This window comes from Pseudomonas sp. CMR5c, from assembly GCF_003850545.1.
Lineage (GTDB): Bacteria > Pseudomonadota > Gammaproteobacteria > Pseudomonadales > Pseudomonadaceae > Aquipseudomonas > Aquipseudomonas piscis.
Map to the genome: position 1 here is coordinate 6,172,934 of NZ_CP027705.1, position 13,620 is coordinate 6,186,553.

A 13,620-nucleotide genomic window follows, 5' to 3' on the forward strand; every position below is an offset into this window, starting at 1 on the left:
TTGCATGTCCGATCCCCGCTATCAGATCGACGTCAGCGTCGTCACTCGCTTCCTGGCAGACCAGTCGCAACCCGAGCACAACCGTTTCGCCTTCGCCTACACCATCACCGTGCAGAACAACGGCCTGCTGCCAGCCAAGTTGTTGTCCCGGCACTGGGTGATCACCGATGGCGACGGGCACGTGGAAGAGGTACGCGGTGCCGGCGTGGTTGGCCAGCAACCGTTGATCGCCGTCGGCAAGAGCCACACCTACAGCAGCGGCACAGTCATGACCACCCAGGTCGGGAACATGCAGGGCAGCTACCAGATGCTGGCCGAGGACGGCAAACAGTTCGATGCCATCATCGCGCCCTTCCGCCTCGCGGTCCCCGGGGCACTGCACTGATGGCAACCTACGCCGTTGGCGACCTGCAAGGCTGCCTGGAACCGCTGCAGTGCCTGCTGGAGCAGGTAGCCTTCGACCCCACCCGGGACCGCCTGTGGCTGGTCGGCGACCTGGTCAATCGCGGCCCACAGTCCCTGGAGACCCTGCGTTATCTCCATTCCATCCGTGAGTCGCTGGTCTGCGTACTGGGCAACCACGACCTGCACCTGCTGGCCGCATGGCGCAATATCGAGCGCCTGAAGAAGTCCGATACCCTGCGCGAGATCCTGCAAGCCCCGGACTGCGAGGAACTGCTGCAATGGCTGCGCCAGCAGCAACTGATGCACTACGACGAAACCCGCAACGTCGCCATGGTGCATGCCGGCATCGCTCCGCAATGGTCCCTGAAGAAGGCGCTCAAGTACGCAGCGGAAGTCGAGCAGGCGCTGCGTGACGACAACCTCTTCGAGCCCTTCCTGGACGGCATGTACGGCAACGACCCAGCGAAATGGGACAGCGAGCTCAAGGGTGTCACCCGCTTGCGGGTCATCACCAACTACTTCACGCGTATGCGCTTCTGCACCAGCGAGGGTAAGCTCGACCTCAAGACCAAGGAGGGCCTGGATACCGCGCCTGCCGGCTATGCCCCCTGGTTCAGCCACAAGGAACGCAAGACCCGGGAGTTGAAGATCATCTTCGGCCACTGGGCGGCCCTGGAAGGCCAGTGCAACGAACCGGGCGTCTTCGCCCTGGACAGCGGTTGCGTCTGGGGCGGCTCCATGACCCTGATGAACGTCGATACCGGCCTGCGCCTGACCTGCGACTGCGATGCCCATGGCCATACAGCACCCGCCCCCATCCCTACCCCGCCCGTCGCCTAGACGGCGCCGACCCAACCCAGGAGTCCGCCATGAGCGAATTCAAACGCATCCCTCCAGAACAGGCCCAGGCCCTGCGCGAACAAGGCGCCGTCGTGGTGGATATCCGTGACCCGCAAACCTACGCCCTGAACCACATCAGCGGCTCGCTGCACCTGGACAACCACTCCATCTCGGACTTCATTCGCAACGCCGACCTGGACGCCCCGCTGGTGGTGGTGTGCTACCACGGCAACTCCAGCCAGAGCGCCGCGGCCTACCTGGTCAGCCAGGGTTTCTCCGACGTCTACAGCCTCGATGGCGGTTTCGAGCTATGGCGCAGCACCTATCCTGCGGAAACTGCCCGGGACAACGCCGAATAATTTTTTTCCACCGCTCTAGCCCGCGTACTACGCGGGCTGACGCGCCACCAGACGAACGGTAGCGTGTAACTAATCCGCCATCTCGCCTTGACCTCTGCGATTCCGAACTATCCTTAGCCACAGGCCATCCAAATCAGGGGAGAGCCGGTACACCGGCGAGCGGGTCATCGGTACTAGCTTTCAAGCTCGATAGCTTTGAAAGTGTTCTGGGGGGTAAACAGCAACTGGAACTTCATCAGTTGCATGCCAGCACTTGACTGACTGATCCGCGGCCGGCTCCACGTATCGAGCGAGGTGACGTCATGAGTATTTTTAGCCACTTCCAACAACGCTTCGAATCCACGCGCCAGGAAGAGTTTTCCCTGCAGGAATACCTCGAACTGTGCAAGAAGGATCGCAGCGCCTATGCCTCGGCCGCAGAACGCCTGCTATTGGCCATTGGCGAACCCGAGCTGCTGGACACCTCGACCAACTCGAGGCTGTCACGAATCTTTTCCAACAAAGTGATCCGGCGCTATCCGGCCTTTGAAGACTTCCATGGCATGGAAGAATGCATCGACCAGATCGTTTCCTATTTCCGCCATGCCGCCCAGGGCCTGGAAGAGAAGAAACAGATCCTCTACCTGCTGGGCCCGGTTGGCGGCGGTAAATCGTCCCTGGCCGAAAAGCTCAAGCAACTGATCGAGAAGGTGCCCTTCTACGCCATCAAGGGCTCGCCCGTCTTCGAGTCGCCACTGGGGCTGTTCAACGCCACGGAAGATGGCGCCATCCTCGAGGAAGACTTCGGCATTCCACGGCGCTACCTGAACACCATCATGTCGCCCTGGGCGACCAAGCGCCTGTCGGAGTTCGGTGGCGACATCAGCCAGTTCCGCGTGGTTAAGCTGTATCCATCGATCCTCAACCAGATCGCCGTGGCCAAGACCGAGCCTGGCGACGAGAACAACCAGGACATCTCGGCCCTGGTGGGCAAGGTGGATATCCGCAAGCTCGAGGAGTTCCCGCAGAACGACGCCGATGCCTACAGCTATTCCGGGGCGCTGTGCCGGGCCAACCAGGGCCTGATGGAATTCGTCGAGATGTTCAAGGCCCCCATCAAGGTCCTGCACCCGCTGCTGACCGCGACCCAGGAAGGCAACTACAACAGCACCGAGGGCCTGGGGGCGATTCCGTTCACCGGCATCCTCTTGGCTCACTCCAACGAGTCGGAGTGGCACACCTTCCGCAACAACAAGAACAACGAGGCCTTCATCGACCGGATCTATATCGTCAAGGTGCCGTACTGCCTGCGCGTGACCGACGAAGTGAAGATCTACGACAAGCTGCTGTTCAACAGTTCCCTGGCCAAGGCCCATTGCGCCCCGGACACCCTGAAGATGCTCGCGCAGTTCACCGTGCTCTCGCGCCTCAAGGAGCCAGAGAACTCCAACATCTATTCCAAGATGCGGGTCTACGACGGGGAAAACCTCAAGGACACCGATCCCAAGGCCAAGTCGATCCAGGAATACCGCGACAGCGCCGGTGTCGACGAGGGCATGAACGGCCTGTCGACGCGCTTCGCCTTCAAGATCCTGTCCAAGGTCTTCAACTTCGACCCCCACGAGGTGGCGGCCAACCCGGTACACCTGCTGTATGTGCTGGAGCAGCAGATCGAACAGGAGCAGTTCCAGGCTGAAACCCGCGAGCGCTACCTGCGCTTCCTCAAGGAATACCTGGCGCCGCGCTACATCGAGTTCATCGGCAAGGAAATCCAGACGGCCTACCTGGAGTCCTACAGCGAGTACGGTCAGAACATCTTCGACCGCTACGTGCTGTACGCGGACTTCTGGATCCAGGACCAGGAATACCGCGATCCGGAGACCGGCGAAATCCTCAACCGCGTAGCGCTCAACGAAGAACTGGAAAAAATCGAGAAACCGGCGGGCATCAGCAACCCGAAAGACTTCCGCAACGAGATCGTCAACTTCGTGCTGCGCGCCCGGGCCAACAACAACGGCAAGAACCCCACCTGGCTCAGCTACGAGAAACTGCGGGTGGTCATCGAGAAGAAAATGTTCTCCAACACCGAGGACCTGTTGCCGGTCATCAGCTTCAACGCCAAGGCCAGCAAGGAGGATCAACAGAAACACAACGACTTCGTCACCCGGATGGTGGAGCGTGGCTACACCGACAAGCAGGTACGCCTGCTGTCGGAATGGTACCTGCGGGTCAGGAAATCGCAATAAAGCGGCAAGCGACAAGCCGCAAGCTGCAAGTCGTCCGGCGTCGGGTTCGAACCCGCGCCGCGGCTTGCGGCAGCGGTGGCTGCTCTTTCTTGCAGCTTGAAGCTTGAGGCTTGCGGCTGCATCCAGTCACCGGAGGAATCATGAGCTACGTAATAGACCGACGCCTGAACGGCAAGAACAAGAGCACGGTGAACCGCCAGCGGTTTCTGCGGCGCTACCGCGACCACATCAAGAAGGCCGTGGAGGAGGCCGTCAGCCGCCGCTCCATCACCGACATGGAGCATGGCGAACAGATCAGCATTCCCGGACGAGACATCGACGAACCAGTCCTGCACCACGGACGCGGCGGCAAGCAGACCGTCGTGCATCCGGGCAACAAGGAATTCACCGCCGGCGAGCATATCGCCAGGCCCCAAGGGGGTGGCGGAGGCGGCGGGGGCGGCGGCAAGGCCGGTAACTCCGGCGAAGGCATGGACGAGTTCGTCTTCCAGATCACCCAGGAGGAGTTCCTCGAATTCATGTTCGAGGACCTTGAGCTACCCAACCTGGTCAAGCGCAACCTGACCGGCATCGATACCTTCAAGACCGTACGCGCGGGTATCAGCAACGAAGGCAACCCATCGCGGATCAACATCATCCGCACCCTGCGCTCGGCCCATGCACGGCGCATCGCCCTGTCCGGCAGCAGCCGGGCCAAGCTGCGCGAAGCGAAAGAGGAACTGGCCCGCCTGAAGCGCGAAGAGCCGGACAACTTCGGCGATATCCAGGAACTTGAAGCTGAAATCGAGCGCTTGAGCGCGAGAATTCACCGCGTGCCCTTCCTCGACACCTTCGACCTCAAGTACAACTTGCTGGTGAAGCATCCCAACCCCAGCTCAAAGGCGGTGATGTTCTGCCTGATGGACGTCTCCGGATCCATGACCCAGGCCACCAAGGACATCGCCAAGCGTTTCTTCATCCTTTTGTACCTGTTCCTCAAGCGCAACTACGACAAGATCGACGTGGTGTTCATCCGTCATCACACCAGCGCCCGGGAAGTGGACGAGGAAGAATTCTTCTACTCACGGGAAACCGGCGGGACCATCGTCTCCAGCGCCCTGAAGCTGATGCAGGAGATCATGGCCGAGCGCTATCCAAGCAACGAGTGGAACATCTACGCCGCCCAGGCCTCCGACGGCGACAACTGGAACGACGACTCGCCCATCTGCCGCGATATCCTGATCAACCAGATCATGCCGTTCGTGCAGTACTACACCTACGTCGAGATCACACCCCGGGAACACCAGGCCCTGTGGTTCGAATATGAACGCATCGCAGAAGCCTTCTCCGAGACTTTCGCGCAGCAACAACTGGTTTCGGCCGGAGATATCTATCCGGTCTTCCGTGAACTCTTCCAGCGCAGGTTAGTGACATGACCGCCAGAGAGCAGAAACGCCAGCCCATCTCCACCGGCTCGGAATGGACCTTCGAGCTGATCCAGGCCTACGACCGCGAAATCAGCCGCATCGCGGCCCGCTACGCCCTGGACACCTACCCCAACCAGATCGAAGTGATCACTGCCGAGCAGATGATGGACGCCTACGCCTCGGTGGGCATGCCCCTGGGTTACCACCACTGGTCCTACGGCAAGCACTTCCTCAGCACCGAGAAATCCTATAGCCGTGGCCAGATGGGCCTGGCCTACGAGATCGTCATCAACTCCGACCCGTGCATCGCCTACCTGATGGAGGAAAACACCATCTGCATGCAGGCCCTGGTGGTGGCCCATGCCTGCTACGGCCACAACAGCTTCTTCAAGGGCAACTACCTGTTCCGCACCTGGACCGATGCCAGTTCGATCATCGACTACCTGGTCTTCGCCAAGCAGTACATCTCGCAGTGCGAAGAACGCCATGGCATCGATGCTGTGGAAGACCTGCTGGACTCCTGCCACGCCCTGATGAACTACGGCGTCGACCGCTACAAGCGGCCTTATCCGATTTCCGCGGAAGAAGAACGACGCCGGCAGAAAGATCGGGAAGAGCACCTGCAAAAGCAGATCAACGACCTGTGGCGCACCATTCCCAAGAACGCCGACAAGCTCAGCGACAAGGACAACGCACGCTTCCCCGCCGAACCCCAGGAGAACATCCTCTACTTCATCGAGAAACATGCGCCCTTGCTGGAGCCCTGGCAGCGGGAGATCGTGCGCATCGTGCGCAAGATCGCCCAGTACTTCTATCCACAACGCCAGACCCAGGTGATGAACGAGGGCTGGGCCACTTTCTGGCACTACACCCTCATGAACGACCTGTATGACGAGGGCCTGGTCACCGACGGCTTCATGATGGAGTTCCTCGCCTCCCATACCAGCGTGGTGTTCCAGCCGGGCTTCGACAGCCCCTACTACAACGGCATCAACCCCTATGCCCTGGGTTTTGCCATGTATCGCGACATCCGGCGCATGTGCGAGGAGCCCACCGAGGAGGACCGCCGCTGGTTCCCCGAACTGGCCGGCACCGACTGGCTATCGAGCATCAAGTTCGCCATGAGCAGCTTCAAGGACGAGAGCTTCATCCTGCAGTACCTGTCGCCCAAGGTGATCCGCGACTTGAAGCTGTTCAGCATCCTCGACGACGACCAGCGGGACGACTTGCTGGTCCCGGCGATCCATGACGAAAGCGGCTACCGCATCATCCGCGAGACCCTGGCCGCGCAATACAACCTGGGCAACCGCGAACCCAACGTGCAGATCTGGAGCATCGATCGGCGCGGCGATCGCTCGCTGACACTGCGCCACCAACAGCATGACCGCAAGCCGCTGGGCGACTCCACCGACGAGGTGCTCAAGCACCTGCACCGGCTCTGGGGCTTCGATATCCACCTGGAAACCCTGCAGGGCGACCAGGTAATGAAGACCCACCACGTACCGCCCAGGAACGAGCACGGCGAAAGCGACTACGGGCGGCTGGACCTGGCGGTCATCCACCTCTGAGGCCGACGACAAGCCTCCGTTGGCACGACACAAGGGTTATCCTGTCGCGCTAACGGAGGTTTTCTATGCAGATTTACAAAGTCGGTGGCGCGGTACGGGATCGCTTGCTGGGTCGAGCGATCACCGATATCGACTGGGTGGTGGTCGGCGCCAGCGCCCAACAAATGCTCGACCAGGGTTTTCGCCCCGTGGGCGCGGATTTCCCGGTATTCCTGCACCCGCGCACTGGCGAGGAATATGCCCTGGCCCGAACCGAACGCAAGAGCGGGCATGGCTATGGCGGTTTCACCTTCCACGCCAGCCCCGATGTGACGCTGGAAGAAGACCTGATCCGCCGCGACCTGACCATCAATGCCATGGCCGAGGATGACCAGGGCAAGATCACCGACCCCTACCACGGCCAGAAGGACCTCGAAGACCGAATTCTTCGCCATGTTTCCCCGGCGTTCGCCGAAGATCCCTTGCGAGTGCTACGGGTTGCCCGCTTCGCCGCCCGCTATGCCGAGCTGGGTTTCAGCGTGGCCCCGCAGACCCTCGACCTGATGCGCCAGCTCAGCCAATCAGGCGAGCTAGAGGCCCTGACAGCGGAGCGCAGCTGGAAGGAGATTTCTCGCGCCCTGATGGAAGATCAGCCCCAGGTGTTCATCCAGGTACTGCGCGAGTGCGGTGCGCTGGCGGTGCTGATGCCGGAGGTCGATGCGTTGTTCGGAGTGCCGCAACCGCCCACCCATCATCCGGAAGTGGACACCGGCCTGCACATCCTCAGCGTCTTGCAACAAGCAGCCCTGCACCGGCAGCCATTGAGCGTGCGCTGGGCCTGCCTGCTGCACGACCTCGGCAAGGGCGCCACTCCCGAGGAGCAATGGCCACGGCATATTGGCCATGAGCAGGCTGGCCTCGAACTGATCAAGGCGCTCAACGAGCGCTTCAAGGTTCCCCGGGAATGCCAGGAGCTGGCCTTGCTGGTAGGCCAGTACCACACCCATGGGCATCGCGCCCGGGAGCTCAAGGCCTCGACCTTGCTGGAACTGCTGCAGCACTTCGATATTTTCCGGCGCCCCCAGCGCTTCGAGGAATTCATCGCCGCCTGCGAAATGGACGCCCGTGGCCGCCAGGGCCTGGAATCACGACCTTATCCACAGGCCGACTACCTGCGTGGCGCAGCCAATGCCGCACGCTCGGTGGCCGTGCAACCTTTGCTGGAACAAGGATTCAAGGGGCCGGAACTGGGCGAAGCCTTGCGCCTTGCGCGCCTGAAAGCGATCAAGGCCTACAAGGAACAGCACGCTGCTTGAAAGCCTACGGGCAAGGTCTTGTGCCTTGCCCGCAGGCCAAGGGGACCTTACAGATCCGGGGGAGTCAGTTGCTGGCCGCGCCATTCGAAGGGCACGGGCGCCAGCACCTGGTCTATCTGCGCTTGCCGCCAGAGTTCCGCCAGGCTCCTGTCGGCCAATGGATGCACACGTTCTGGAGCCATCAGCGACAACGGCCACAGCACGAAGGCATTCTTCAGGATTTCTGCTCGGGGCAATACCAGGCCATCGAAGTTGCCGGTCAGGTCGCCGTACAGCAGCACATCGATATCCAGCGGCAGGCCCTTGCGGTCCGGCGCATAGCGGCCGTTGTCCGCCTCGATGAACTTGAGCCGCCGATCGAGCTCGATCAAGGGCAGGTCGGTGAAGGCCGACACCACCAAATTGAAGAACGGGCCGCTCTTGATGCCCACCGCCTGGCTTTCGAACACCGCTGAACAGCGCATGTCCACCAGGAACCCGGCCAGTGCATCGAGCCCGGCACGCAAATGGGTTTCACGCTCGATATTGCTACCAAGCCCTAGGAATACCTGAGTCAGCGACATCCGCGCTCGATCTCCACGCCCACGCCCTTGGCAGCCGGGACAGCGCCTGGCTTGGTCAACTTCAAGCGCAGCCAGGGAATGTTGAACTCGCTCATCAATACCTCGGCGAGACGCTCGGCAAAGGTCTCCACCAACTGATACTGGGCCTGCTCGGCAAACGCCTGGATCCTTGCCGAAACACTGGCGTAGTCCAACGCCAGGGTCAGGTCATCGCCTGCTGCGGCCGGGCGGTTATCCCAGGCAAAGCTCAGATCAAGCCGCAGGCACTGGCGGATCCCCCGCTCCCAGTCATAGGCGCCAATCACGGTGTCCACTTCCAGTCCTTCGATAAACACTCTGTCCAAGCACTCTTCTCCGCAGCACGACAAGGGCGCAATGCCCCGTTAGAATCAGGGCGTCCTCGCCCGGAATAGTTAGCATGTTTTGGTTACTGGCGATTCTCGCCTACCTGCTCGGCTCTCTGTCCTTCGCCATCCTGCTCAGCCGCCTCACGGGCAATCCCGACCCGCGCATGAGCGGTTCCGGCAATGCCGGCGCCACCAACATGCTGCGCCTGGCCGGCAAGAAGCTCGCCATCCTGACCCTGCTGGGGGATCTGTGCAAAGGCCTGTTGCCTGTGCTGATCGCCAGCCTCGCAGGGCTTTCATTGCAGCAACAGGCTTGGATCGGACTCTATGCCGTGCTCGGCCACCTGTTCCCGCTGTATTTCCGTTTTCGCGGCGGCAAGGGCGTCGCCACCGCCGCCGGCATGCTGCTGGGGCTGTATCCCCCCGCGGCCCTGGTCGCTATCGCCGCCTGGGTCCTGACCTTCTACCTCACCCGCACCAGCTCGCTGGCGGCGCTCATCGCCACGCCCCTGAGCCTGCCGCTGCTGGCCTGGCAGGAACCCGAGGCGCTGTTGCCGATGAGCGTGCTCACGCTGCTGATCGTCTGGCGCCACCGCGGCAATTTACGCGACCTGTTCGCCGGGCGCGAACGGCATTTTTGAATCCCGCAGGTGAAAAACCTTCGGCTTGCCACCTGGCGCAGCACCATCAGATGGCCGACAACTGCTCCATCGGCCAACGCGCCTGCACAGTGATCGCCAGGCCTTCCTGTTGCCCGGCCTGCAGCCGCTGGCAACCAGCGAAGGCGATCATCGCGCCGTTGTCGGTACAGAATTCGGGGCGAGCGTAGAACACGTTGCCCTTCATCTCGCCAAGCATATTCTCCAGGGAAGCCCGCAGCGCCTTGTTGGCGCTCACGCCCCCGGCGATCACCAGGCTCTTGAGGCCGGTCTGCTTCAGGGCGCGCTTGCACTTGATGGTCAGAGTGTCCACCACCGCTTGCTGGAACGCGAGGGAGATGTCGCAACGGGTTTGCTCGCCGTCGTCCCCAGCGCTGACGCACTGCTGCCAGGTGTTCAGGGCAAAGGTCTTGAGGCCGCTGAAGCTGAATTCCAGGCCAGGACGATCGGTCATGGGCCGTGGGAAGACGAAGCGCCCCGGTACACCCTGGGTGGCCAGGCGGGCGATTTCCGGACCGCCCGGATAGTTCAGGCCGATCAGCTTGGCTGTCTTGTCGAAAGCTTCTCCGGCGGCATCATCCAGACTCTCGCCCAACAGCTCGTATTTACCGATGCCGTCGACCCGGACCAGCTGGGTATGACCACCGGATACCAACAAGGCGACGAACGGAAACTGCGGCGGCTGGGCTTCCAGCATTGGCGCCAGCAGGTGCCCTTCCATATGATGCACACCCAGGGCCGGAATGCCCCAGGCGAAGGCCAGCGCCTGGGCGCAGGAAGCACCCACCAGCAGCGCCCCCACCAGGCCTGGGCCAGCGGTGTATGCAATGGCGTCGATCTCGGTGGGCACGCAGTCGGCCTGCGCCAGAACCTGGCGGATCAACGGCAGCATGCGCTTGACGTGGTCACGGGAGGCCAGTTCAGGCACCACGCCGCCATAGACGCGATGCAGGTCGATCTGGCTGAACAGCGCGTCGGCCAGCAGGCCCCGCTCGCTGTCGTAGAGCGCGACGCCGGTTTCGTCGCAGGAAGTTTCTAATCCCAGTACTAGCATGGGTTTGCGCCTTGCAGAGGCTGAATTCGAAGGCGCGCATGATAGTCGCCACTCCCTCGCCCGACCAGCGGTTTTCGATCAGAGGCTTTGCATTCCTGGCGGCGAGGGGTTAACATCCGCAACCCTTAAAAACCGACGATCTCAGCCGCGATTTTATTGCGACGAGAACGTTGACCCCGGTAATGAATGAAGGTAGCTCTGGATGCCAGCCGTCAAAGTTAAAGAGAACGAACCCTTCGACGTAGCTCTGCGTCGTTTCAAGCGCTCCTGCGAAAAAGCCGGTGTTCTGGCTGAAGTTCGTAGCCGCGAATTTTATGAGAAGCCGACTTCCGAGCGTAAGCGCAAAGCAGCTGCTGCTGTTAAGCGTCACGCCAAGAAAGTTCAGCGCGAACAGCGCCGCGCCGTACGTCTGTACTAATACACAGACGTTCGCTGCAAGCTTCTGCCAAGCCCGGCCTCTCGCCGGGCTAATGGCATTTGCGGATCACGCTTGATGCTTCATCGTCGAAGTCGCCCTGGCGACCAAGACAAATCTGCTTCACCACGTCAGACCTGGCTAATGCCAGCGGTGCACGTCTTTTCTGACGAGCCTTCCAAGGCTACTGACGAGCACACCTTTTAATGATTCCTGCAGACACCCAGCCCAAGGCGCCCTCCTCGATGCTCGCCCGGTGGCCCCTGCCGGACTCGGCGCAACACCTTCAGATAGTCGAATACTGATTACGATTAACGTCAGTGGACGCTCGGCAGATACACTTCCTGACTGCGATCACGCCGAAATCCCGGGTCGAGCCGTGCATTCCTCATGCCTTGCCGCCCCTGATCCTTCGACTGCATCGCCAGGGCTATTTTTCCGCGCAGTGATGACGAGAACGCCATGGCCGGGCTCATTCCCCAGAGTTTCATCGACGACCTCCTGAACCGCACCGACATCGTCGATGTTGTCAGCTCGCGCCTGCAGATCAAGAAAGCCGGCAAGAACTACACCGCCTGCTGCCCGTTCCACAAGGAAAAGACCCCTTCGTTCAGCGTCAGCCCCGACAAGCAGTTCTACTACTGTTTCGGCTGCGGCGCCGGCGGCAACGCCCTCGGCTTCATCATGGACCACGACAACCTGGACTTCCCCCAGGCCGTCGAGGAACTGGCGAAAGCCGCAGGCATGGAGATCCCCCGCGAAGAAAGCGGGCGCGGCCAGCGCAAGCCCCGCCAGCCTACCGACTCACCGCTGTACCCATTGCTCACCGCGGCGGCCGATTACTACCGCCAGGCCCTCAAGGGCCATCCCGCGCGCAAGGCGGCCGTGGACTACCTCAAGGGACGCGGCCTCACCGGCGAAATCGCCCGGGACTTCGGCCTGGGGTTCGCCCCACCCGGCTGGGACAACCTGTTCAAGCACCTGAGCAGCGATACGCTGCAACAAAAGGCCATGATCGACGCCGGCCTGCTGATCGAGAATGCCGAGACCGGCAAGCGCTACGACCGCTTTCGCGACCGGGTGATGTTCCCCATCCGCGATACCCGCGGTCGGATCATCGCCTTCGGCGGCCGGGTCCTGGGCGACGACAAGCCCAAGTACCTGAACTCCCCGGAAACCCCAGTGTTCCACAAGGGACAGGAGCTCTACGGCCTGTTCGAAGCACGCAAGAACAATCGCAACCTCGAGGAAATCATCGTCGTCGAGGGCTACATGGACGTGATCGCGCTGGCCCAGCAAGGCCTGCGCAACGCGGTCGCGACCCTGGGCACCGCCACCAGCGAAGAACACCTCAAGCGCCTGTTCCGCATAGTGCCCAGCGTGCTGTTCTGCTTCGACGGCGACCAGGCCGGACGCAAGGCCGCCTGGCGCGCGCTGGAGTCAGCCCTGGGCTCGCTGCAGGACGGGCGCCGTGCACGCTTTCTGTTCCTGCCCGAGGGAGAAGACCCGGACACCCTGGTCCGCTCGGAAGGCACCGATGCCTTCCAGGCCCGGATCAACCAGCACGCCCAGCCGCTGGCCGACTACTTCTTCCAGCAATTGATCGAGGAAGCAGATCCGCGCTCGCTGGAAGGCAAGGCCCACCTGGCGACGCTGGCCGCCCCGCTGATCGAGAAGATCCCCGGAGCCAACCTGCGGATCCTGATGCGCCAGCGCCTCACCGAAATCACCGGCCTGACCAATGAAACGGTCAACCAGCTGGCGCACAACCCCATGCCGGAAGCCACGCCGACCTACGACGCAGGCATCGACTACGACGGCATGCCGGACTACGCCGACTACCACCATGAACCTCAGCAGGAAGCCTATGCTCCCCAGCAGGAGTGGACGCCGAAGAAGAACGGTGGCGGCAAGAAATGGGAAAACAAGCCGTGGGACAAGAACGGCAAGGGCAGGCGAGACCGCGACCAGCCACGGGCCCCGCGCGTTCCCGCAGCGGTGGAGCCGCCAACCCTGGCCGCACTGCGGACCCTGTTGCATCACCCGCAACTGGCAGAAAAAGTTGAAGATGCCGGGCACTTTGCCGATGACGACAACACCAACACCCAGTTGCTGGTGGCCCTGATCGAAGCCGTGCAGAAAAATCCTAAGCTACGCTCTATTCATCAGCTGATGGCGCGCTGGCACGGCACCCAGCAGGGGAACCTGCTCACCGCCCTGGCGGAAAAAGAGTGGTTGATCGACGGAGATAACCTTGAACAACAGTTTTTCGACACCATTAATAGCTTGTCCGCCCGCCAACGCGAGCGTGTTTTAGAACAACTTCTCAGGAAATCGCGTCAAAGCGAGCTCAGCAGTGAAGAGAAAAAACAGCTGGTGGAGCTTCTAAGACGCAATGTTCCCGCATCAAACCCGACCTCAACTGGCGCGTGAGGTCATAGCTCGGGTATAATCCTCGGCTTGTTTTTTGCCCGCCAAGACCTT

The 13,620-nt window shown here is 61.5% G+C and carries 13 protein-coding genes; 10 read left to right on the top strand and 3 right to left on the bottom strand.

The annotated features are described in order from the left end of the window. Positions 1 to 4: 4 nt before the first annotated feature. The 7 genes from apaG to C4K40_RS28590 all read left to right on the top strand — a co-directional run bounded on the left by apaG (position 5) and on the right by C4K40_RS28590 (position 8,098). Positions 5 to 385, top strand: coding sequence for a Co2+/Mg2+ efflux protein ApaG (apaG, locus tag C4K40_RS28560; protein ID WP_022641425.1), 381 nt, complete (start codon positions 5 to 7; stop codon positions 383 to 385). Continuing rightward, positions 385 to 1,245, top strand: a complete 861-nt coding sequence (locus C4K40_RS28565) for a symmetrical bis(5'-nucleosyl)-tetraphosphatase (RefSeq protein WP_053137619.1) — start codon at positions 385 to 387, stop codon at positions 1,243 to 1,245. The genes apaG and C4K40_RS28565 overlap by 1 nt, the downstream gene beginning before the upstream one ends. Positions 1,246 to 1,274: 29 nt before the next feature. Then, the gene (glpE, locus tag C4K40_RS28570) at positions 1,275 to 1,604 is read left to right on the top strand and encodes a thiosulfate sulfurtransferase GlpE (protein WP_022641427.1); all 330 of its coding nucleotides are present in this window, start codon (positions 1,275 to 1,277) and stop codon (positions 1,602 to 1,604) included. Positions 1,605 to 1,906: 302 nt separating this feature from the next. Continuing rightward, the gene (locus C4K40_RS28575; protein ID WP_011063831.1) at positions 1,907 to 3,829 is read left to right on the top strand and encodes a PrkA family serine protein kinase; all 1,923 of its coding nucleotides are present in this window, start codon (positions 1,907 to 1,909) and stop codon (positions 3,827 to 3,829) included. Between the two features lie 140 nt (positions 3,830 to 3,969). Further along, complete coding sequence (locus C4K40_RS28580) at positions 3,970 to 5,244, top strand: YeaH/YhbH family protein (RefSeq protein ID WP_053137622.1); 1,275 nt, start codon at positions 3,970 to 3,972, stop codon at positions 5,242 to 5,244. After that, on the top strand, positions 5,241 to 6,803 hold the full coding sequence (locus C4K40_RS28585) for a SpoVR family protein (RefSeq protein WP_053137625.1): 1,563 nt from the start codon (positions 5,241 to 5,243) through the stop codon (positions 6,801 to 6,803). The genes C4K40_RS28580 and C4K40_RS28585 overlap by 4 nt, the downstream gene beginning before the upstream one ends. A gap of 65 nt (positions 6,804 to 6,868) precedes the next feature. After that, positions 6,869 to 8,098 (top strand): multifunctional CCA addition/repair protein, encoded by a 1,230-nt coding sequence (locus tag C4K40_RS28590; RefSeq protein WP_053137628.1) that lies wholly within the window; start codon positions 6,869 to 6,871, stop codon positions 8,096 to 8,098. 47 nt (positions 8,099 to 8,145) lie between these two features. Here the strand turns inward: C4K40_RS28590 and folK are convergent, their stop codons facing one another. Beyond that, positions 8,146 to 8,661, bottom strand: coding sequence for a 2-amino-4-hydroxy-6-hydroxymethyldihydropteridine diphosphokinase (folK, locus tag C4K40_RS28595; protein WP_053137631.1), 516 nt, complete (start codon positions 8,659 to 8,661; stop codon positions 8,146 to 8,148). Continuing rightward, positions 8,652 to 9,005 (bottom strand): dihydroneopterin aldolase, encoded by a 354-nt coding sequence (gene folB, locus C4K40_RS28600; protein WP_053137633.1) that lies wholly within the window; start codon positions 9,003 to 9,005, stop codon positions 8,652 to 8,654. The genes folK and folB overlap by 10 nt, the downstream gene beginning before the upstream one ends. 74 nt (positions 9,006 to 9,079) lie before the next feature. Here folB and plsY point away from each other — a divergent pair, with 74 nt between their 5' ends. Next, the gene (plsY, locus tag C4K40_RS28605) at positions 9,080 to 9,649 is read left to right on the top strand and encodes a glycerol-3-phosphate 1-O-acyltransferase PlsY (RefSeq protein ID WP_053137636.1); all 570 of its coding nucleotides are present in this window, start codon (positions 9,080 to 9,082) and stop codon (positions 9,647 to 9,649) included. Between the two features lie 46 nt (positions 9,650 to 9,695). Here the strand turns inward: plsY and tsaD are convergent, their stop codons facing one another. Next, entirely contained in the window at positions 9,696 to 10,721 is a 1,026-nt protein-coding gene (tsaD, locus tag C4K40_RS28610; RefSeq protein ID WP_022641434.1) for a tRNA (adenosine(37)-N6)-threonylcarbamoyltransferase complex transferase subunit TsaD, read from the bottom strand. Positions 10,722 to 10,923: 202 nt separating this feature from the next. On the opposite strand from tsaD, the gene rpsU reads away from it, so the two are divergent. After that, positions 10,924 to 11,139 carry a 30S ribosomal protein S21 gene (rpsU, locus tag C4K40_RS28615; RefSeq protein WP_002551877.1) on the top strand — a complete coding sequence of 72 codons (216 nt, stop codon included), beginning with the start codon at positions 10,924 to 10,926 and terminating at the stop codon, positions 11,137 to 11,139. 459 nt (positions 11,140 to 11,598) lie between these two features. After that, a complete protein-coding gene (gene dnaG, locus C4K40_RS28620) occupies positions 11,599 to 13,569 on the top strand; it encodes a DNA primase (RefSeq protein ID WP_053137639.1) in 1,971 nt (656 codons plus the stop codon). Positions 13,570 to 13,620 lie beyond the last annotated feature (51 nt).

Excerpts from the sequence above, each read along its gene's own strand:
- folK (WP_053137631.1), bottom strand. The coding sequence starts at position 8,661 with ATGTCGCTGACTCAGGTATTCCTAGGGCTTGGTAGCAATATCGAGCGT.
- glpE (WP_022641427.1), top strand. The coding sequence starts at position 1,275 with ATGAGCGAATTCAAACGCATCCCTCCAGAACAGGCCCAGGCCCTGCGC.
- dnaG (WP_053137639.1), top strand. The coding sequence starts at position 11,599 with ATGGCCGGGCTCATTCCCCAGAGTTTCATCGACGACCTCCTGAACCGC.
- C4K40_RS28565 (WP_053137619.1), top strand. The coding sequence starts at position 385 with ATGGCAACCTACGCCGTTGGCGACCTGCAAGGCTGCCTGGAACCGCTG.
- C4K40_RS28580 (WP_053137622.1), top strand. The coding sequence starts at position 3,970 with ATGAGCTACGTAATAGACCGACGCCTGAACGGCAAGAACAAGAGCACG.
- C4K40_RS28575 (WP_011063831.1), top strand. The coding sequence starts at position 1,907 with ATGAGTATTTTTAGCCACTTCCAACAACGCTTCGAATCCACGCGCCAG.
- tsaD (WP_022641434.1), bottom strand. The coding sequence starts at position 10,721 with ATGCTAGTACTGGGATTAGAAACTTCCTGCGACGAAACCGGCGTCGCG.
- rpsU (WP_002551877.1), top strand. The coding sequence starts at position 10,924 with ATGCCAGCCGTCAAAGTTAAAGAGAACGAACCCTTCGACGTAGCTCTG.
- C4K40_RS28590 (WP_053137628.1), top strand. The coding sequence starts at position 6,869 with ATGCAGATTTACAAAGTCGGTGGCGCGGTACGGGATCGCTTGCTGGGT.
- C4K40_RS28585 (WP_053137625.1), top strand. The coding sequence starts at position 5,241 with ATGACCGCCAGAGAGCAGAAACGCCAGCCCATCTCCACCGGCTCGGAA.
- plsY (WP_053137636.1), top strand. The coding sequence starts at position 9,080 with ATGTTTTGGTTACTGGCGATTCTCGCCTACCTGCTCGGCTCTCTGTCC.
- apaG (WP_022641425.1), top strand. The coding sequence starts at position 5 with ATGTCCGATCCCCGCTATCAGATCGACGTCAGCGTCGTCACTCGCTTC.